This window comes from Candidatus Enterococcus murrayae (genome assembly GCF_017315985.1).
GTDB classification, from domain to species: Bacteria; Bacillota; Bacilli; order Lactobacillales; family Enterococcaceae; genus Enterococcus_A; species Enterococcus_A murrayae.
On record NZ_JAFLVR010000035.1, the window covers coordinates 89,159 to 108,941 of the forward strand.

At 39.4% G+C, this 19,783-nt stretch carries 20 protein-coding genes; 1 reads left to right on the forward strand and 19 read right to left on the reverse strand.

Features of this window, described 5'->3' with window-relative positions; all coding sequences use genetic code 11:
* Positions 1–129 precede the first annotated feature (129 nt).
* From phoU to pstC, 5 genes are all read right to left on the reverse strand, one after another.
* Positions 130–807 (reverse strand): phosphate signaling complex protein PhoU, encoded by a 678-nt coding sequence (phoU, locus tag JZO85_RS15085; protein ID WP_207109351.1) that lies wholly within the window; start codon positions 805–807, stop codon positions 130–132.
* A gap of 92 nt (positions 808–899) precedes the next feature.
* Positions 900–1,655 (reverse strand): phosphate ABC transporter ATP-binding protein PstB, encoded by a 756-nt coding sequence (gene pstB / locus JZO85_RS15090; protein WP_207109352.1) that lies wholly within the window; start codon positions 1,653–1,655, stop codon positions 900–902.
* A gap of 55 nt (positions 1,656–1,710) precedes the next feature.
* Positions 1,711–2,511 carry a phosphate ABC transporter ATP-binding protein PstB gene (pstB, locus tag JZO85_RS15095; RefSeq protein WP_207109353.1) on the reverse strand — a complete coding sequence of 267 codons (801 nt, stop codon included), beginning with the start codon at positions 2,509–2,511 and terminating at the stop codon, positions 1,711–1,713.
* A gap of 147 nt (positions 2,512–2,658) precedes the next feature.
* A complete protein-coding gene (gene pstA, locus JZO85_RS15100; protein WP_207109354.1) occupies positions 2,659–3,546 on the reverse strand; it encodes a phosphate ABC transporter permease PstA in 888 nt (295 codons plus the stop codon).
* The gene (gene pstC / locus JZO85_RS15105) at positions 3,539–4,471 is read right to left on the reverse strand and encodes a phosphate ABC transporter permease subunit PstC (protein WP_207109355.1); all 933 of its coding nucleotides are present in this window, start codon (positions 4,469–4,471) and stop codon (positions 3,539–3,541) included. The genes pstA and pstC overlap by 8 nt, the downstream gene beginning before the upstream one ends.
* A gap of 412 nt (positions 4,472–4,883) precedes the next feature.
* On the opposite strand from pstC, the gene JZO85_RS15110 reads away from it, so the two are divergent.
* The gene (locus JZO85_RS15110; protein WP_347401802.1) at positions 4,884–5,873 is read left to right on the forward strand and encodes an alpha/beta fold hydrolase; all 990 of its coding nucleotides are present in this window, start codon (positions 4,884–4,886) and stop codon (positions 5,871–5,873) included.
* 107 nt (positions 5,874–5,980) lie between these two features.
* On the opposite strand, the gene JZO85_RS15115 is transcribed toward JZO85_RS15110, so the two are convergent.
* The 14 genes from JZO85_RS15115 to JZO85_RS15180 form a co-directional block, all read right to left on the reverse strand.
* Positions 5,981–6,232: a helix-hairpin-helix domain-containing protein gene (locus JZO85_RS15115; RefSeq protein ID WP_207109356.1), complete on the reverse strand. Its 252-nt coding sequence runs from the start codon at positions 6,230–6,232 to the stop codon at positions 5,981–5,983.
* 6 nt (positions 6,233–6,238) lie between these two features.
* Entirely contained in the window at positions 6,239–6,631 is a 393-nt protein-coding gene (locus JZO85_RS15120; protein ID WP_207109357.1) for a VOC family protein, read from the reverse strand.
* Positions 6,632–6,698: 67 nt separating this feature from the next.
* Positions 6,699–7,475: an AraC family transcriptional regulator gene (locus JZO85_RS15125; RefSeq protein WP_207109358.1), complete on the reverse strand. Its 777-nt coding sequence runs from the start codon at positions 7,473–7,475 to the stop codon at positions 6,699–6,701.
* A 120-nt stretch (positions 7,476–7,595) separates the two neighbouring features.
* On the reverse strand, positions 7,596–8,444 hold the full coding sequence (locus JZO85_RS15130) for a phosphate ABC transporter substrate-binding protein PstS (RefSeq protein WP_207109359.1): 849 nt from the start codon (positions 8,442–8,444) through the stop codon (positions 7,596–7,598).
* 232 nt (positions 8,445–8,676) lie between these two features.
* Positions 8,677–10,125 (reverse strand): cardiolipin synthase, encoded by a 1,449-nt coding sequence (cls, locus tag JZO85_RS15135; RefSeq protein ID WP_207109360.1) that lies wholly within the window; start codon positions 10,123–10,125, stop codon positions 8,677–8,679.
* A gap of 60 nt (positions 10,126–10,185) precedes the next feature.
* Positions 10,186–10,623: a GNAT family N-acetyltransferase gene (locus JZO85_RS15140; protein ID WP_207109361.1), complete on the reverse strand. Its 438-nt coding sequence runs from the start codon at positions 10,621–10,623 to the stop codon at positions 10,186–10,188.
* 45 nt (positions 10,624–10,668) lie between these two features.
* The gene (locus JZO85_RS15145; RefSeq protein ID WP_207109362.1) at positions 10,669–10,989 is read right to left on the reverse strand and encodes a DMT family transporter; all 321 of its coding nucleotides are present in this window, start codon (positions 10,987–10,989) and stop codon (positions 10,669–10,671) included.
* A gap of 238 nt (positions 10,990–11,227) precedes the next feature.
* Positions 11,228–12,112, reverse strand: a complete 885-nt coding sequence (gene ftsX / locus JZO85_RS15150) for a permease-like cell division protein FtsX (protein ID WP_207109448.1) — start codon at positions 12,110–12,112, stop codon at positions 11,228–11,230.
* Positions 12,105–12,794: a cell division ATP-binding protein FtsE gene (ftsE, locus tag JZO85_RS15155; RefSeq protein WP_207109363.1), complete on the reverse strand. Its 690-nt coding sequence runs from the start codon at positions 12,792–12,794 to the stop codon at positions 12,105–12,107. Before ftsE ends, ftsX begins: the two co-directional genes overlap by 8 nt.
* 97 nt (positions 12,795–12,891) lie before the next feature.
* Positions 12,892–14,002, reverse strand: a protein-coding gene (gene prfB / locus JZO85_RS15160) for a peptide chain release factor 2 (protein ID WP_207109364.1) whose coding sequence is annotated in 2 segments (ribosomal slippage) — positions 12,892–13,929 and positions 13,931–14,002 — 1,110 coding nt in all. Because the reading frame shifts where the segments join, the coding sequence is not laid out codon by codon here.
* Positions 14,003–14,218: 216 nt separating this feature from the next.
* A complete protein-coding gene (secA, locus tag JZO85_RS15165) occupies positions 14,219–16,750 on the reverse strand; it encodes a preprotein translocase subunit SecA (protein ID WP_207109365.1) in 2,532 nt (843 codons plus the stop codon).
* Between the two features lie 267 nt (positions 16,751–17,017).
* Positions 17,018–17,563 carry a ribosome hibernation-promoting factor, HPF/YfiA family gene (hpf, locus tag JZO85_RS15170; RefSeq protein ID WP_067622946.1) on the reverse strand — a complete coding sequence of 182 codons (546 nt, stop codon included), beginning with the start codon at positions 17,561–17,563 and terminating at the stop codon, positions 17,018–17,020.
* A 140-nt stretch (positions 17,564–17,703) separates the two neighbouring features.
* Positions 17,704–18,369, reverse strand: coding sequence for a ComF family protein (locus tag JZO85_RS15175; protein WP_207109366.1), 666 nt, complete (start codon positions 18,367–18,369; stop codon positions 17,704–17,706).
* Positions 18,359–19,663 (reverse strand): DEAD/DEAH box helicase family protein, encoded by a 1,305-nt coding sequence (locus JZO85_RS15180; RefSeq protein ID WP_207109367.1) that lies wholly within the window; start codon positions 19,661–19,663, stop codon positions 18,359–18,361. The genes JZO85_RS15175 and JZO85_RS15180 overlap by 11 nt, the downstream gene beginning before the upstream one ends.
* Positions 19,664–19,783: the final 120 nt, after the last annotated feature.

A 19,783-nucleotide genomic window follows, 5' to 3' on the forward strand; every position in this document is an offset into this window, starting at 1 on the left:
ATGCAATGTTTTTATCCGTTTGTCATAGGACTAAAGACCCATCTTTTCATCCGACTTCCTGAAGAGAAGAGTTTCTTCCTATTTAAATGTAGAAAAAACCAGCTAGAAAATTCCAGCTGGCCGCTTGTCTTAAAAAGTTTCATTACGATTACTGTTAAGCTCAGTGATTTTCCCTGTTGCTAAGTAAACGATCCATTCACATATATTGGTTACATAATCTCCGACACGCTCCAAATAACCAGCAACATGCAAGTAATCTGTTCCGCTGATAATTGTATCGGACTCTTTCTCCATTGTGTTAGTCGTCATATCATAGATTTTTTGGAAATAATCGTTTACCCGCTCATCCATTTTCGCAATCATTCGAGCATCTTTTTCGTCTGTTTTAACATAAGCAATCAAAACATTGTCCACCATCTTTTTCACGTAGTTGGACATCTCATTGATTTCTTTTTCAACCTCCAAAATTCGGGGCAGTCCTTTTAGACGAATTGTTGACTTTGCCACTGAAACAGCATGGTCTCCCATTCGTTCCAAGTCCGAGCTGGCTTTCATGATTGTAATGATCGTACGCAAATCAGTAGTAACCGGCTGCTGCAAAGCAATCATTTCAAAGCTCTTTTTCTCTAATCGGACTTCCATGTCATTGATCTCGACATCATGATCAATCACCTCTTGCGCTAATTTTTTGTCATGGTCAATATATGAACGAACCGATTTGTGCACGGCACTTGAGACCATCATCCCCATTTCATAAAACTGATTGTGAAGATTCAACAGATCTTCTTCAAATTGTGTACGTAACATCGTTGCCCTCCTTTTTCATGTTAAAGAATTATTTTCCTAAAGAAACTTAATTCTATTTCTATACTGTTCCAAGACTCTTTTTTTCTTGTTCACTAACCAAATTTTCCTGAGATGTAATCTTCGGTCTCTTGTTTTGCTGGGTCGAGGAAAATTTTCTTCGTTTTATCGAACTCAATCAGCTCACCTTGCAGGAAGAAGGCTGTGCGATCGGAAATTCGTGATGCTTGTGACATGTTATGGGTCACAATGATAATCGTATAATTCTCCTTCAACTCCAACAGCATATTTTCGATTTTACCTGTTGATACAGGGTCTAAAGCACTTGTTGGTTCATCCATAAGAATAACTTCTGGATTCACTGCTAAAACACGTGCAATACAAACTCGTTGTTGTTGCCCACCAGACAGTGACAGTGCACTTTCATGCAATTTATCTTTCACGTCATTCCAGACCGAAGCAGCTTTCAAACTCTCTTCGACGACTTGATCAAGTTTGTTTTTATCCTTTTCACCCTTCAATTTTAACCCATAAATGACATTTTCGTAAATCGAAAAAGGAAAAGGATTGGGTTGTTGAAAGACCATTCCGATTTCTTTTCGCAGTTCTACCGTGTCAGTTTTAGGGCTATAAATATCTTTTCCCTTATACATGACACTGCCGGTAATCGTAACGCCGGGAATCAAATCGTTCATTCGATTCAATGAACGTAAATAGGTCGATTTTCCGCAACCGGATGGTCCGATCATTGCAGTGATTTCTCCCTTTTCGATTTCCATGTCGATGCCTTTTAAGGCTTCTTTTTTGCCATAATATAGATGAAGGTCCTTGGAAGTAATAATCTTCGACATTCAATTTTCTCCTTTTTCATAGATATGTTGAGTACTGAAAATTGGCATCCTTCTTTTAACCAAAATGTCCCGATACGTAATCTTCAGTGGCTTGGATCTTCGGCCGTGTGAAGATTTTTGCGGTATCATCATACTCGATCACATGTCCTAAATAGAAAAATGCAGTATAATCGCTGATACGTGCAGCTTGCTGCATGTTATGAGTGACAATGATAATCGTATAATTTTCTTTCAACTGAACCAAGGTTTCCTCTACCGTACCTGTTGAGATGGGGTCCAACGCACTAGCTGGTTCATCCAATAGTAAAATATCTGGTTTCATTGCAATCGCACGTGCAATACATAAACGCTGCTGCTGTCCGCCAGAAAGAGCCAAGGCACTTTTATCTAGACTATCTTTGACTTGATCCCAAAGCGCTGCCTGTTTCAAGCTAGTCTCTACGATTTCTTCTAACTGATGCTTGTCTCGCATTCCGTGCTGCTTCAATGCAAAGGTAATATTATCACGAATAGATTTGCTGAAAGGATTCGGTCGTTGAAATACCATACCAATCCGTTTACGCATTTCGTAAACGTCGATGTTCGATGCATTGACATCGACATCCTTATAAATAATCTTACCCGTTACACTAGCACTGGCGATGCCATCGTTCATTCGATTTAGCGAACGTAGATAGGTCGACTTTCCGCAGCCTGAAGGGCCGATCAAAGCTGTGATTTTATTTTTTTCAAATTCAAGATCGACACCCTTGATGGCTTCATTATCACCATAGTAGACATGCAGATCCTCCGTATGTAACGCAACTTCACCAGGCATACTGATAATATTGCGTTCCTCCCAATTATATTCTTTCATCGAATTTCTCCTATAGTTCATACTATTTGTTGAAAATTTTCTTCTGTGAAATTCTCAAAATCTCACACCGTGTGTTTCTTCAAGTATGTTTTCTGCGTTACAGCAATTTTTAAATTTACTACCTCATTAAAGAATGAGCTAAACGTTCTAGGCCGAAGTCATTTTTCTGTGCAATCGTTTCCCAATTGCCCGCGCTCCGAAGTTGAACAACAAAACAGCTAAAATCAACACTGCAGAAGCTCCCGCAGATACTGAGGTTCCATCTGGCATCGTTCCTTCTGTATTGATTTTCCAAATGTGTACAGCTAGAGTCTCGGCTTGTCGGAAAATACTTAACGGACTTGAAACGCTTAATGGATTAAGGTTGGTAAAATCTAACGCTGGCGCGCTTTGACCTGCCGTATAAATCAACGCAGCCGCTTCACCAAAAATACGTCCTGAACTTAAAATTACACCGGTTAAAATTCCAGGCAAAGCATCGGGGACAACGATTTTTGTCACTGTTTCCCATCGTGACAGCCCTAATGCTAATCCTGCTTCACGCTGGGTGTAATGAATCGCTCTTAAGGATTCTTCGATATTTCTTGTCAATAGCGGCAGATTGAAAAGAGTCAGTGCCAATGCCCCAGAAAGAATCGAAAAGCCATAACCAAATTGAATAACAAAAATCAAGAAACCAAATAGCCCCACAACAACTGAAGGTAATGAGCTTAGGATTTCGATGGATGTTCGAATAACGTTCGTCACCCAATTTTTCTTTGCATATTCAGATAAATAGATTCCTGCTCCGAGAGAAATCGGCAGACTGATGATCATAGTAATCAACAGCAGGTAAATAGAATTGAATAGTTGAATTCCGATCCCGCCACCTTTTTGATAGGCCTTCGAAGGCGAGGTCAAAAATTCCCAAGACACATGCGGCAAACCACGGATTAAAATGTAAAGCAGAAGAAAAGCCAAGATTGCAACAATCAAAGCTGAGACAACGTAAAGGACACCTGTCGCAATTTTATCTGCGCGTTTTGCTTTATCCATTTGTTATCTCCCCTTTCTTTCCGATATAACGAATCAAAATATTGAAAACTAAAGACATGAACAACAGGATCAACGCCAATGACCACAATACATTATTCTCTACTGTGCCCATGATGGTATTTCCGATACCCATAGTCAAAATCGAAGTCAAAGTTGAAGCTGGCGTCGTTAAACTTGTCGGCATTAACGCCGCATTCCCAATCACCATTTGGATTGCTAAAGCTTCACCAAACGCACGCGCCATGCCAAAAACAACTGCTGTTAAAATTCCTGGCACCGCTGCTCGTAAAACAACTTTATAAATCGTTTGCCAACGCGTGCCTCCTAAAGCCAATGAAGCTTCACGGTAATGACGCGGCACTGATTTCAACGTATCTACCGTCATTGTAGTCACGGTCGGTAAAATCATTACAAATAAAACGAAAGTTCCTGATAAAATACCAAAGCCAGTTCCACCAAAAATCGACCGGATAAACGGTACGATCACCGTTAAACCAATAAATCCATAAACTACGGAAGGTATTCCCACCAATAACTCAATGACAGGCTGTAAAAATTTTTGTCCTTTATTTGGTGAAATTTCTGTCATAAAGACAGCAGCACCGATCGCAAACGGGGTCGCTACGATTGCCGATAAAAAAGTCACCATGAATGAGCCTAAAATCATAGGCAACGCTCCAACTAATGGCTTTCCATCTGGTCCCGTTGCACTAGGATTCCAGACAGTCCCAAACAAGAAGTCGAATACATTAATCTTATCTACAAAAAAGGTTGATAGCCCTTTACTCGCTACAAAATAGAAAATCGCTCCTACAACAAGCACAATCAACGCGATACAAACAAAGCTAACAAATCGTCCCCGTTGTTCGATTTTCGCACGCTTTGATTTCGTCGTTAGCGCTTTTTTTACATCTTCATTTTCCAAAGCCTACTCCTCCTGATCCTTCAAACTAATCCACTCGGTTTTTTGCAAACCAACAAAGTCATTCTACTCGTTGAAAATCAATTTCCTTTTAATCTCCTGTAACGCTTCCATGACAATTGTAAAGAAAGTGTAAACCAGATCAGAGCTTGACCGCAACAGAACTGCCTGAGAGAGTTTTTTATACCTTAAATCATTTATTTAGGTCTTAAGTTGCATTGTGAAGTACTACCAATACATTCATACTATTTATATAAGGATGACCACTCTGCTTTTTCAGCTTCAATTGTGAATAGGAAAAACCAGCAAAAAGAATGCAGTATCGAACGCTGCTAACGGAATCCTATAAGGCTGGAAAATCAGATTTATTTTTGTAAGAAAATTAACTTCATTAAACAAAAAAAGGAGTAGGAATGTGAAAAAAGAATTGGATGAAAAAATCTTCGTGGAAGTAAACGGCGTGCAGCAGGGAATGTTTTTACAAAGTATGGATACAGAAAATCCGGTATTACTATTTCTGCACGGCGGCCCAGGATCACCAGAATTTGCCTTCACGCAAGAAAATCCAACAGGGCTAGAGGAACTATTCACGGTTTGTTGGTGGGAACAGCGAGGCAGTGGAATCTCATATCAAAGGCATATTCCAAAAGAAAAAATGACCATTGACCAAATGATTTCTGATACCCTCGTGGTAACAAGTTATTTACAAAAACGCTTCGCAAAAAATAAAATTTATGTAATTGGACATTCATGGGGTACGCTACTTGGAATGTTAACGGTCCAAAGAAATCCAGAGCTCTTTCACGCTTATATCGGTGTAGGTCAGCTGAGCAACCAATTAGAATCAGAGCGTTTAGCATATAGCTACATGTTGAATGAATTTCGGAAAAATGAAAATAGGAAGATGATTAAAAAACTGGAGAAATTCCCCATTGATCAAGGTGCTGAGGTAACTAATGCGTATCTCTCTGTACGAAGTGCCGGAATGATGAAACTTGGTATCGGTGTTATGCATCATTGTCAGTCAATGCTGGATATCGGCGGGATGTTGCTGCGTTTTAAAGGTTACACATTGAAAGAAAAGATTAAATTTATGCAAGGTAATTCCTTCGCTTTGAACTGTCTTTGGAATACCATTATGGCGATTGATCTCACAAAGGAAATTCCTGAACTTGCTGTCCCCGTCTATATATTGCATGGCAAATATAATTATCAAGTATCCTACACACTTGCAAAAGAATTTTCTCAGACCATCAAAGCCCCGTTAGTTGGCTTTTATACCTTCGAGGATTCGGCTCATAGTCCCTGTTTTGAAGAAGCAGAAAAAATGTGTCGAATCTTGCAAAAAGATGTCTTGCAAAAGCAAATACGGTTAGCGGATGATATTAGTCCTCAACCAATTTAAAAAAAGGCTCTGACAAATTGATGTCAGGGCCCCTTTTTGTGATTGATCAGCTGGATAGAAGCAGCTTCATCAGAAAGCTGAAAGCCTCTGTACCGCTATTTGAAAGTTTAATCCTGCCAATCCCACCAGTTCTGCTTATTTACTGGCAGGTCGCCATCGTGATTGGCGTAATGTACGGCTAAACGATAGACATACAATGCACATCGATCAACTTTTTCTCCTTGCATTACACAATCCTTCAAATAGATTTCCTCCGGATCTTGCTTTTTTAGCGAAGCAATAGTTGGATACCCTGCCTTAATTAAATGCTGCTCCATATTCTTCCCAATACCCGGTATCACCTTTAAATTGTTTTCCATCGTCGATCAGCCTTCCTTGTATTCAGTAAAAGTCAAGACATATCCATCTGGATCTGTGATGGCAAACTCTTTCGCCCCATAAAACGTCGCATGAGGTTCCGTATAAATCGAATAGTTTTTTTCTGTATTTGCATAAAAAGTCTCAAAGTCCTCAACTGTGATATATAGTGTAATCGATGGTTGAATTTTTTCTGTCGCTAAGATCGGATACTCTTCACTCAAATTGTTTTTCTCTTGCAGCATCAAAGTGATTGCTTCTTTAGCAAGTATTGCAAATTGTAACGTCTGATCCTTCGCTGGAACAGAAGCCACTACCTCTAGTCCCAAAATCTCTTGATAAAACTTTACTGAAGCATCTACACTAGCCACCATCAAATTTGTTGTTATGTTTTTGTACATTTTTACCGCCTCCTTATTTATATCCTTATTCTAGCAAGTTCAAGGCTAAGCTTATTGTAAAAATACGTCATTTTCTATACCGAGCAACTAACTCTAAAGGAGTAATTCCTAAATGCTGTTTGAAATCCTTATTAAAGTGCGGTTGATCATAGTAGTTCGTAACAGCAAGAATATCCGCCGGTTCTGCCTGCTCTGAAGTTAAAATTTGCAAACATTTTTGAAATCGTAAAATACTCAAAACCATCTTGGGCGTCAACCCAAAATGTTTTTTGAACAGCCGCTGGCATTGACGCGGACTAAAATAAAGTTGTTCGTATAATTCTTTGCTCGTCGGTGGAATTGACTCAAACAATGGCGGAAAAAGCTGAGTAAAATCATTGGGCTGTTGTCCTGAAAATTTTTCTAATAAGTATGTTTGAAAAGCTTCTTGCGCGGTTTCAAACGACATAGAAAAAAACTCTTCCAAATTAAAATCAGCAAAAACTTCTTGCAGTAAAATGAAATTCCCCATTGCCTCTTCAGCTGGCAATCCAGTTAATTGATGGAACGCTCCCGGCATCATCCGTGCACCAAAAAAGCGCGCTGGTACTTCAATCTCATAATCAAAATCTGTCTGCTGATTTCCTGTGAAAAAAAGCTGCCTTTGATCAAAATCCACAATCAGATCGATACAGCCATCCGCAATAATTATATTTTTCACACGAGCCTGCTCGCTTGTTTTTGGAAACATCTCCCAAAAACACAATACAAAATCACTACACTCAGGAATGATTTTCTCACGGTAAGTGACTAATCTAGTAAAAGTATCATTCAAAATAAAGGGCAATTGAATCGGATAATACATCGCTTTCTTCCTCCTTGTCGATAGTTAGCCATCATCTATGACGCACTTTTTATCTCATCTACTCATCTACTAATTAAATTAGCAAAAAGGGCACAGATTAATTCCGTGCCCTAAAAAATTTTATTTAATTTCATTTCCCTGCCAATCACGTTCAACCTTCATATCAGATATCGGGATATAGCCCAGTTGGGGAACGACTTTCCCTTGGACCTCTTTTGAAAGCATGTAATCAAGAAAGTCTTTGACTAGTTCCGTTGGCTGTCCTTTAGTATACATATGTTCGTATGCCCAAATTTTCCAACGATTGATTGTTACATTCTCATCTGTGGGCTCGACATTGTCGATGTTCAGTGTTTGAACATCTTTTGTTACATAAGAAAAAGCCGTATAACTGATTGCTCCAGGCGTATCCGCAACAATTTGACGAACCATTCCACTAGAATCCTGCTCTTGTGCCCGAACCGCCGTCTTGCCGTCTAAGACCCACTGCTCAAATGTCGAGCGTGTACCACTGCCGGTCGCCCGATTCAAGATTACAATATCTTGATCTTTTCCACCGACTTCTTTCCAGTTTTTGATTTCGCCTAAAAATATTTTTTGCAAATTCTCAAGCGAAATATTTGTAACTCCAACGCCTTTATTCACGATCGGAGTGATTCCAACAACAGCAACTTTATGATCAACTAATTTTTTTGCATCAATCCCGTTTTTTTCCTCAGCAAATAAATCTGAATTGCCGATATCGACTGCCCCTGATTGTACCTGGCTCAGGCCTGTACCGCTACCCCCGCCTTGGACATTGATAAATCTGCCTGGATTTTTGCTTTGATACTCTTCAGCGACTGTTTCGACTAACGGCTGCAAAGCAGAAGAACCAACAGCAGTGATCGATTCACCACGATCAATCCATTTCGAACAACCAGATAAAAGTAGAAGCGTACCCAATAGGGGAATTAACCATTTCTTCATGAAAAATCTCCTTACTCATTTTATAAGCAATCATTCTTCAAAAAAGAAAAATGACTCTTATTTTCATACTGGAAGCCATCCAACTAGCATTTTCTATACTTACTCTCTTTATATTCTTTCAATCAACATGCTAATTAGCTAAGCTGGCATCCTCGTTCAATACTCATCTGTTTCACTCACTAAACAAGCTAGTTCATTTTATACTATCAAACCATGAAAGCGCAAATGATTTTTACAGGAGCGGGGAGATTAAACGAGCAATACCTTCTTTAAATTTGATTAGCATACCACGTTGTTCATACTTTTCCTGCGTTAAAAGCTCCGATTTCAATGAGTCTTTGTGAAATTCTTCTCGCAGCTCTTCTGCAAATTCAGCATCATAAACGATGGTATTTACTTCAAAGTCCAATTTAAAGGAGCGTACATCAATATTAGCTGAACCTACTGAAGCAATCCCTCCATCAATCACCATTGTTTTCGCATGAATAAACCCATTTTCATAGGTCTCGATAATTGCACCATATTCCAGTAATTCTGCCGCAAATGAATACGTCGCCCAGTAAACCAAGATATGATCAGGTTTATTTGGTATCTGCATTCGAACTTTTACTCCCGATAGCAATGCCAACTTCAACGCCTCATGAATCGGTGCATCCGGAATATAATACGGCGTCTGAATCAATATTTCTTTTTTAGCCAAATTTATCATTTTTAAATAAGTCAATTTAATCTGCTCGTGTTCACTATCTGGCCCACTGCTGACAATCTGCAAAGCTAATTTCCCTTCTGATTCGATCTCTGGAAAATAGTCTGGCTGATAAACCAGCTCATGCTTTTGCTGCGAATTCCAATCCATCAAAAAACGATTCTGTAAGGTATAAACAGCTTGTCCATGAATCCGCAGATGATTGTCTCGCCAATAACCAAATTTATCCACTAAGCCAAGGTATTCGTCGCCGACATTGAACCCGCCAGTATAACCAATTTCACCATCAATCACAACGATTTTCCGATGATTACGATAGTTCATCCGTGGGTTTAAATAGGGTAAAAATAAGGGAAAGAAAAAATCGACCTCTCCACCCGCTTCAATCAAGGGCGCAAGAAAACGACGGTTCACTTGAGTGGAACCCCAGGCGTCTAAAAGTAGTCGCACCTTTACACCACGTGAAACAGCCTCCACCAATGCCTCGCGAACCTCAAGCCCTAAGTCATCTGCTCGATAAATATAATATTCCATATGAATATTATATTTCGCTCGTTGAATGTCTTCAAGTAACGCATCAAACTTCTCGCGACCATCGGTATAAAGCGTGACTTCATTATTAGTAGTATACAAAGAACTCTCAAACATCGTCAGCATATAAATTAGCTGTCTTGGATCAACCTGATTCGTAGTCGGCTTTGGAAATAGTCCTCTCACCAACGCTCGTTGTTGCTGTTGAACCTCAACATTCATCCCGATTTTGGTTTGCATCTTCAAATCGAAAATACGTTCCTTAGATATCCCTTTGCCAAAAAAGACATATAAAACAAAGCCCAGCACGGGAATAAACGTTAGAACCAATAACCAAGCCCACGTATTGACTGTATCTTTACGTTCTCGAAAAACAATAATAAAAGATAAAATAGTGTTGATAATCAAAAAAAATAGACCTAAGTGCCCTGCCACAAAAGACATGCCTCCACACTCCTTCTCCTAAAGGATAGCCGAGAAAATGCTGAATGTAAACAATGTGCATTAACGATTTTGGTCGTTTTCCAAAATCATCTCAATGTGAGGGATTTCATCTTCTAAATATATCTCAGAATTTTGTTCAAATCCGAATGAGCGATAAAAATCCACTAAATGTGCTTGTGCTGAAATGACAATCGTTCGATCTGGATAGCGTTTGTCAATTTCATTTAACGTCGCTGCAACAATTTTCCTTCCTAATTGCTGTCCGCGATACTTTTTCACCACTAGCACACGTCCAAAATGAATAATCTCTCCATCCTCCAAAATTCGTGCATAGGCTCGAAGTTCTCCTTCTTCTTCCAGACAAACATGCAGCGCTTGACGATCTTCCTCGTCAACTTCTTGATACGGACATTTCTGCTCCACTACAAAAACAGCGGTGCGAGCCTGCAAAATCGTTAATAACTCTTGCGACGTTAACTCATCAGTTGATTTAATCATAAGTACCTCCTATTTTTTCTAAAAATAGTTTATCGCACTTCTTGCTCAATGTCCGCTAGTAATCTTAATTCCAATGATACCGACTACTAAAAGAAGTACAAAAAAACAGGTCAGAGGGGATAAATGATCTTTAAAGAAAAATACACCGATCAAAATCGCACCCACTGCTCCAATCCCAGTCCAAATTGGATAAGCCAAGCTCATCGGTAACGAATGAAGCGATTTAGCCAAAAAATAAAAGCTTGCAATCATACCCACTATTGTTAATAACGAATAATTCAATTTGCTGAACCCTTCACTCATTTTCATCATTGTTGCCCAAAACATTTCGAAAAGGCCCGCAACAATCAACGATACCCATGCCATAATAAATAATCCTCCTAAAATAATCTGAAGTAATATTGCGCATACCAATGCTATAAAAAGGGAAACGACAAAAAGGGAGTCCAATTTCTTCAATGACCTAACGAAATTGGCTCCCTTGCTCGGTAGCGTTTTATTAACTTGATTCCTATCTTAGAGTCTTTTATTGGAAAAGGCAAGCAAGAAGTTCTTTCTTATTTGCAAAAAAACTTCTCTGAAAAAACAGAGAAGTTCACTTTTTTTAAATTTTCAAGAAGCGACGCATAGAAATCACTGAACCTAATGAACCAATCAGATACCCGCCAACTGCCATTGTAATATCCAATATCCAAACGATTTGGCTTGGACGTAACAGTGCTAGATTTGATTGGAGCAGATACGGTGCTGCTAACCCATAAACTTGCGAATAGCCATATGTTAAAACTAAGATTGGAACGATAGAACCTATCAAGCCAATCCAACCACCTTCAAGGAAAAATGGCCAACGGATATATCCATTCTTAGCACCTACAAGACGCATGATTTGAATTTCTGTTTTACGCGAAATAATCGTGATTCGAATAGTATTCGAGATCAAGAATATTGCTACAAAGACTAACAATGCTGCTGCTGCCAGACCCCAAGTACGAACTACCTTCGCCATTTGGATGATTCGATCAGCCGAGTTGCCGCCATAGTTTGCACGAAAAACATTCGGAAGCTGACTTGCTTCACGCGTTACAGGACGAATGTATTGCGCATCTGTCGCACTAACCACATATACATCGTAAAGCGGATTGCTGTCACCTTCGAATAAATCCCAAGCGTCACCCATTTGTTTTTGCAATTTTTTCAATTGATCTGTTTTACTAGAAAACTTCACTTTATCAACATGCTTTATATCCTGCAAATCAGATTTGAGCTCTTTTAATTCTTTGTCTTTTGTACCGATATCAACAAAAACCGTTACTTCAACATTGCCTTCAACGTCTTGTGCTAATTTTGTCGCGTTCATGATAACTGCCAGAAAGATTCCTGCCATTGTCAACGTAATTGTCACCGCACTGACAGATGCTAAAGTCATCCAGCCGTTACGTTTAACGCTCTTGATACTTTCCAACAAGTGTCGGAAGAAATTTCTAATCATCAAACTCGTATTCTCCTTCCGCTTCATCCCGAACGATCAAACCATTTTCAATTGCGATTAAGCGATGACGCATGGTATCAACAATCGTTTTATTATGTGTTGCCATCACAATCGTTGTTCCTTGGTTATTGATGCGTTCTAATAGCTTCATGATTTCCCATGAAGTATCTGGATCCAAATTCCCTGTTGGTTCATCAGCGATCAACACTTTGGGAGTGTTCACGATAGCACGCGCGATTGAAACCCGCTGTTGCTCTCCACCAGACAGCTCACTTGGAAACACGCGGACTTTATGTTTCAGACCAACAAGGTCCAAAACTTCCATAACACGTTTTTTGATTTCTCGCGGCTTACGGCCAATTACTTGCATTGCATAAGCAACATTTTCATAAACTGTCTTACGAGGTAATAATTTGAAGTCCTGAAAAACAACGCCGACATCACGACGTAGGTAAGGAACTTCTTTATTTTTAATTTTTAATAAATCATGGCGAGCAACGTCTAATATTTTTCCAGAAGTTGCTTTTTCTTCACGATACATTAATTTGATGAAAGTAGATTTTCCGCTACCAGAGGGGCCAACGACATAGACGAACTCACCTTGATCGATACGGACCGAAATCCCACGTACAGCAGTTGTCTTATTAGGATACTTTTTTGTTACATCCTGCATTTCAATCATGCTTTATCTCTCCAAATCCTCTTAAATTCTTTGTTATTATAGCATGCCAACATTGCAACTGGCTTTCATTACTTTACAATTTGATTTCATTTTACCCTTAAACCTCTTGTGCTAAGCGCCATTTCAAATAAGCGTCAATGAAAGGATCTAAGTCGCCATCCATAACTGCCTGAACATTCCCCGTCTCATATTCTGTACGGTGATCCTTAACCATGGAGTAAGGGTGAAAAACATAAGAACGAATTTGTGAGCCCCAGCCAATTTCTTTTTGTTCCCCCCGCAGAGCAGCAGCTTCCTGCTCCTTCTTTTCTATCTCTAATTGATACAGTTTTGCTTTCAGCATTTGCATCGCAGTTTCCCGATTATGAAACTGTGACCGCTGTGCTTGACTAGCAACCACCGTGCCCGTTGGCAGATGAGTGATACGAACAGCTGAAGAAGTTTTATTGATATGCTGTCCACCTGCACCACTAGCTCGATAAACATCGACTTTCAAGTCATCAGTATTCACTTCAACTTCAATATTTTCATCTAACTCAGGCATAACTTCCACAGAACAAAAAGACGTATGACGTCGACTAGCTGAATCGAATGGCGAAATTCGCACTAACCGATGCACACCTTTCTCAGATTTTAAGTAGCCATATGCATTGGTTCCTTTGATCATTAAAGTAACACTCTTAATGCCCGCTTCATCACCTGATTGGTAGTCAATCGTCTCAACAGAAAAACCGTGTTGCTCTGACCAACGTGTGTACATTCTTAGTAGCATCGATCCCCAATCCTGTGACTCAGTTCCACCAGCTCCAGGATGCAACTCTAGAATTGCATTATTTTTATCGTAAGGATTGTCTAACAATAACGACAACTCAAAAGCAGCAATTTTTTCTTGCAACTTTACTAGTCGCTCTTCCAATTCCGTTTGCAACTCTGTATCGTATTCCTCTTGCTGCATTTCCCACATAACATTCAGTTCATCCGTTTCATTCGCGATTGCTTGAAACTGATCGTATGTTTCTTTCGCCGCATTGTTACGGTTGATTAAAGCCTGAGCTTTTTCCGAATCATCCCAGAAATCTGTTGCTGTCATTTGATTTTCTGCTTCAGCAATATCTTCTTCTAACTGCTCAAGGTCAAAGAGACCCCCTGAAGCTTAAGACCTGCTCTTGCATTGTGTCTAACGAATTGCGTATTTCTGCGTTTTCCAAATCTATTCCTTCTTTCTTACGGATAAAACTCATCCGTTTTAACCAGTAATTCTAAATCTAGCTTTCTCAATTAGTAGTATACAGTTTTTTTGCATGCATATCTTCCGATTAAACATTTACTCTAACAAATCAGCTTCGTTTATCCCTTAACAGAACTGTCAAAAGACGAGACATAGCAGCTATGTCCCGTCCTAGAGGTTCTTTTTTCGTAAAAAATTATTGTCCTTTGCCGTGGCAATTTTTGTATTTTTTACCGCTGCCGCATGGACATGGATCGTTTCGTCCGACTTTTTCTACATGAACCGGTTGTTGTTTTGTATGAGTCAAATTCTTTGGATCACCATCAGCTTCCACAGGATGTTCTTGTTGATTTTGTGCTACTTGCTCACGTTGAACATTTTGACGGATTTCTGCTTTCATAAAGAGACGAGTTACTTCAAACTCGATGGCCCCAACCATGTCCTCAAACATTTTATAGCCTTCTGTTTGATATTCAACTAGTGGATTATTTTGTCCATATGCACGAAGTCCAACAGATTGACGCAATTGATCCATCGCATCGATATGATCCGTCCATTTCGTATCAACGACACGCAAGATAACCACTTTTTCAAATTCCAATAGCTGTTCAGGACTTTGCAATTGTGACACTTTTGTATCAAAAACCGCTTTTGCATGATCGTATAGATAGTCTTTCATTTCGTCTGGCGTCTTGCCTTCAAAATCTGTTTTTGAAACAGAATCCTCATGAACCAATGTCGCACCAGCAAAATCTGCTAGAGCTTCAAGATTCCAATTTTCCTTCTCCAATTGAGTATGACTGTCTACAACACGTGAAATCGTCCGACGTACCATGTTCAACAAGTTTGGTGTTAAATCTTTTTCGCCCATGATCACATCTTGACGCTGCTTGTAAATAACTTCACGCTGTTCCCGCATCACATCATCATATTGCAAAACGTTCTTACGAGTATCGTAGTTATTACCCTCTACTCGTTTTTGAGCAGATTCCACTTGGCGAGTCAGCATTTTACTTTGAATCACCGCATCTTCATCTTCAACCTTCATGCGATCTAAGAAAGCCTTGATTCGCTCAGAACCAAATCGTTTCATTAAATCATCTTCCAATGAAAGATAAAATTGTGAAACACCTGGATCCCCTTGACGACCTGAACGTCCACGCAGCTGATTATCAATACGGCGTGATTCATGGCGTTCCGTACCAATTACCGCAAGGCCGCCTAACTCAACAACTCCCAGACCTAATTTGATGTCAGTTCCTCGACCCGCCATATTAGTAGCGATTGTTACCGAACCTTTTTGTCCGGCATTCATAATGATTTCCGCTTCTTTGAAGTGATTTTTCGCATTTAAAACTTCATGTGGAACTTTTTCGCGATCCAACATATTAGAAAGTAATTCAGATGTTTCAACAGCAACTGTACCGACTAGGATCGGTTGTCCTTTACGATGACGCTCTTTGATATCTTGCACCACCGCATGGAATTTGCTCTCCAATGTCGGGTATAACAAATCTGCATGGTCTTCCCGGACAATGGGACGATTCGTTGGTATTTGAATGACTTCAATATTATAAATTTCACGGAATTCTTCTTCTTCCGTTTTAGCAGTACCTGTCATTCCGGCTAATTTTTTATACATCCGGAAATAGTTCTGGAAAGTAATTGTTGCCATTGTTTTAGTTTCGTCTTCAATTTCAACAGATTCCTTTGCCTCGATCGCTTGATGCAATCCGTCAGAATATCGCCGACCATCCATGATACGACCAGTAAATTGGTCAACGATCAGGACCTTTCCTTCTTGCACTACATAATCAATGTCACGGATCATGATAAAGTTTGCACGCAACGCTTGATCCAAATGGTGCGTCAAAGCAGTATTGTCCAAATCATATAGGTTTTCTAAACCAAAGTTTTCCTCTGCTTTTTCGATCCCTTGTTCTGTTAATCCGATTGTTTTTGATTGGATATCGATTTTGAAATCTTCGTCCTCTTTCAAACGTTTTACAAAGTTATCTGTTCGTGTATAAAGCGCCGTTGATTTTTCGGCAGCACCAGAAATAATTAATGGTGTTCTCGCTTCATCAATCAAAATTGAGTCTACTTCATCGACGATAGCGTAGTTCAATGGACGTTGAACCATTTGACTTTGATAAACTACCATGTTGTCCCGCAAATAGTCGAAGCCGAGTTCATTATTCGTGCTATAAGTGATATCACAGTTGTAGGCTTCACGTTTTTCATCAGCCGTTTTCGAATTAATATTCAATCCGACACTCAAACCCAAGAAATTGTATAATTCACCCATCTCAGTCGAGTCACGTGTAGCTAAATACTCATTTACTGTGACTACGTGGACGCCTTCGCCTGTTAAAGCATTTAAATAAACCGGCATCGTCGCTGTTAACGTTTTTCCTTCCCCGGTTTTCATTTCAGGGATATTACCATCGTGTAATACGATCCCCCCCATTAATTGCACATGATAAGGATATAGTCCTAAGACACGTTTTGCCGCTTCACGTACTACTGCAAACGCTTCTGGCAATAAATCATCCAGCGTTTCGCCAGCTTGGTAGCGTCCTCTGAATTCCTCAGTCTTGCCGCGCAGTTGCCCATCTGATAATTTTTCCATGTCGCCAGAAAACTCTTCGACCTTGTCAGCAATACCGCTCAATCGTTTTAATTCTTTTTTATCGTTTTCAATCATTCGTTTCAGAAAGTTTGCCATTCGTTTATCTTACTCCTTTATTTCTTTTCATTTTCTATTTTTTGATAGAAACCCGCTAGTATATTTTATCATTAGTCCTTGAGAAAAGAAACTTCTCATAGCGAATAAAAAGCGACTTATACAATGATTAATCTTTTTTGATAGTTTTCTTTAATAGCAAGGCTTGTTGGAAGTAACTCTGGATAAAAAAATGGAATTATTCCAAAACTTTATTTTCAATCAAAATAAAAAACCTTCCAGCAAATACTGGAAGGCACTAAATTTCTGTTAATCAGTTTCAATTAAACCATATTTGCCGTCTTTACGACGATAAACGATACTTGTACCGTTTGTTTCTGCATCTTCAAAGATAAAGAAGTTATGTCCAAGCATGTTCATTTGTAAAACAGCTTCTTCGCTGCCCATTGGTTTCAGTGATAAACGTTTAGTACGAACAATTTCTAATTCAGATTCTTCTGAATCTTCAGCGTTCACTAACACTTCCACTTCACGTTCAGGTACACCGGTTTCGCGTGCTTTACGATTAATTTTTGTTTTAAATTTGCGGATCTGACGTTCTAATTTATCCACAACCAAATCAATACTTGCATATAAATCTGGTGAAGTTTCTTCCGCCCGAAGAACTAAGTATGGTAATGGAATCGTTACTTCAACTTTTGCCGTTTTTTCTGTGTAAACTTTCAAATTGACATAAGCAGTTGCGTCCGGAACATCAGTGAAGTAGCGTTCTAACTTTCCTACTTTCTTTTCAACGTAATTGCGGATAGCTTCTGTAACCTCGATGTTTTCCCCACGAACATTATATTTGAACATACGTATTGCCCCTTTCGTCTTGCCAACTGAAGATAGGAGGAAGGACCACTCTTGCCTCTTCTTCTTATCTCTATTATATCGAAATCTAATCCTTTTGCAAAGTAAATCGCTATCAATTTCCAAAGCTAAAAGGATGCATTTTAGCGTGCAAAAGTCAAGCTTTTCACTGTTTCTGCTCCCTTTTCATAAAGCAATTCCGCACCATGGAACAGCGTACGTCCTGTTGTGTAAACATCGTCTATTAATAAAACTTTTTGATTTCTAATTTTTTCAATTGGTCCATTTATTTGAAAAGGCTGTTCCATTCGTAAGCGATCTTCTCGGGATTTTTCTGATTGTGGAGCTAACTCACTGCGTCTCAATAGAAGCTCATAAGAAAACTTCGTCAAATCTAAACAACCACACACTTGATTAAATCCTCTTTTTTCAAAACGCTCTTTTGAAAGAGGCAAAGGACAAAACAAATAGGATCGGTAGTTTTGAAGTGCCCGATTCAATTCCAAGACAAAGGCTCCTCGTAAACGATAGTCCCCTGTGAACTTATAGGGTTCGATCCACTGACGAAAGCCGTCATCATAACGGAACAGACTATAGTTCTTCATAACAAATCCAAGCTTCTGCTGCCATAAACGGCAATCCGAACATAATTCTGCTGAATTTGGTCGTCCACAGCCGGGACAAGCAGTTGCTTGATCAATTTTTGAGAATAATTTTTCGCAATGATAACATCTTTGACTGCTGGAAAAAAACAATTCTCGTAAAGTTACATTATTAATCAGTTCCTTTTGGCAACAGCTACAACGCATCGATTAATCCCTCCAATAGCGCCTGTTGGTTATTCCCTTCAATTTCAACGATTGCTTTCTTAATTGAAGCAGTAAATTCACTTGCGATAAAAATGACTTCTGCATGAGCGTAATCTCCCTTGCGGTCTGCCCTTCCAGCAATTTGGACTAACGCTGCCTTATTAAACACACGATGAGAAGCCTGCAATACTACAACTGACACTTTCTCAAAAGTTACACCGCGTTCTAAAATAGTAGTCGTTAAAAGTAACTGATACTTGCCTGCCCGCATATTTTCAACCTTGATTAAGCGCTCTTGATCTTGTGCAAAAACAGTTGTCAACTGAACTGTCGGATATACATATTGAATGTGGTTCGCCATTTTTGCTAACAAAGGGATATTGGGACAGAAAAGCAACACATTGTTTTTCTCTAACAGTTGAGCAATTTTAGTCAAAATATTTTTTGGTAGTCGCCCTTTAGATAAATACTTCTCTAAACGCCAAGAAAATAATAGTTGCGGGACTGGCAAACTACGACGATGATAACGTGCTGGCAAATAATAGAAACGATCGACATTCTTCTTCAAAAAATCATCTGGAGTTGCACTCAAGTAAATACGATTTCCATCTTTTCTTTGTGCGTCATCTACTGCCCGATGCAATAACGGATCTGCTGCATAAGGAAATGCATCAACTTCATCAACAATTATCAAATCAAAATAATCACGATAACGTAAAAGCTGGTGGATCGTGCACACAACAAAAGTATCTCCTGCATCCTTCCGATCCTGTCCATGAAACAGACTGATTCGTTCTTGCGGAAATGCTCTACAAAAACGCAAATAAAGTTCATTACAAACATCCACTCTAGGTGATGTTACAGCGATTCGTTTTGCTTGCTCTAATGAAGTCTTCAAAAGTGGAAATAGAATTTCTGTTTTCCCCGCTCCTGTCACCGCCCAAAGTAAGAAAGTTTTGGCAATACTCTGATCTTCTAACAATTGTTCAGCAATTTTATGTTGTGAAGGAGAAAGTTGTCCCGACCAAATTAGTTCAACTGATCTAACGGGCAATTTTTTTACTGGAAAATAGTAAAGAAAGCTGCGACTATCCACACGCCCCAAAGCTAGACAGTCTGTACAATAAAAAAAATCGGCTGGCAATTTTTCCTGAGAAACTCCTCCGCAACGCTGACATAGCCAGCCCTCTTTAACTTCTGTCATTGCAGGTTCTTTTTCAGCACACTTCAAATCTACTTGTGGATAGAACGTCTGCCACTCGCTCAATAATAGATGTTGACCAGTTATCTCCATGCGAATCCTCCCTTCTTGCAATAAACGTACGCAAGCGAACGCGTCAATCTTCCTATTATTCTGCTACCTTTAAGAATAAGATCCATACAGATATAGAGGGATGTAAAAAGGAAGCGCGAC

Bases quoted from the DNA above. Each gene is read 5' to 3' on its own strand.
- ftsX (WP_207109448.1), bottom strand. From the start codon at position 12,112: ATGATTAGAAATTTCTTCCGACACTTGTTGGAAAGTATCAAGAGCGTT.
- pstA (WP_207109354.1), bottom strand. From the start codon at position 3,546: ATGGATAAAGCAAAACGCGCAGATAAAATTGCGACAGGTGTCCTTTAC.
- JZO85_RS15140 (WP_207109361.1), bottom strand. From the start codon at position 10,623: ATGATTAAATCAACTGATGAGTTAACGTCGCAAGAGTTATTAACGATT.
- phoU (WP_207109351.1), bottom strand. From the start codon at position 807: ATGTTACGTACACAATTTGAAGAAGATCTGTTGAATCTTCACAATCAG.
- JZO85_RS15125 (WP_207109358.1), bottom strand. From the start codon at position 7,475: ATGTATTATCCGATTCAATTGCCCTTTATTTTGAATGATACTTTTACT.
- cls (WP_207109360.1), bottom strand. From the start codon at position 10,125: ATGTCTTTTGTGGCAGGGCACTTAGGTCTATTTTTTTTGATTATCAAC.
- JZO85_RS15115 (WP_207109356.1), bottom strand. From the start codon at position 6,232: ATGGAAAACAATTTAAAGGTGATACCGGGTATTGGGAAGAATATGGAG.
- ftsE (WP_207109363.1), bottom strand. From the start codon at position 12,794: ATGATTGAAATGCAGGATGTAACAAAAAAGTATCCTAATAAGACAACT.
- JZO85_RS15130 (WP_207109359.1), bottom strand. From the start codon at position 8,444: ATGAAGAAATGGTTAATTCCCCTATTGGGTACGCTTCTACTTTTATCT.
- JZO85_RS15120 (WP_207109357.1), bottom strand. From the start codon at position 6,631: ATGTACAAAAACATAACAACAAATTTGATGGTGGCTAGTGTAGATGCT.
- secA (WP_207109365.1), bottom strand. From the start codon at position 16,750: ATGGCAAACTTTCTGAAACGAATGATTGAAAACGATAAAAAAGAATTA.
- JZO85_RS15180 (WP_207109367.1), bottom strand. From the start codon at position 19,663: ATGGAGATAACTGGTCAACATCTATTATTGAGCGAGTGGCAGACGTTC.
- pstB (WP_207109353.1), bottom strand. From the start codon at position 2,511: ATGAAAGAATATAATTGGGAGGAACGCAATATTATCAGTATGCCTGGT.
- JZO85_RS15175 (WP_207109366.1), bottom strand. From the start codon at position 18,369: ATGCGTTGTAGCTGTTGCCAAAAGGAACTGATTAATAATGTAACTTTA.
- JZO85_RS15145 (WP_207109362.1), bottom strand. From the start codon at position 10,989: ATGGCATGGGTATCGTTGATTGTTGCGGGCCTTTTCGAAATGTTTTGG.
- hpf (WP_067622946.1), bottom strand. From the start codon at position 17,563: ATGTTCAAATATAATGTTCGTGGGGAAAACATCGAGGTTACAGAAGCT.
- pstB (WP_207109352.1), bottom strand. From the start codon at position 1,655: ATGTCGAAGATTATTACTTCCAAGGACCTTCATCTATATTATGGCAAA.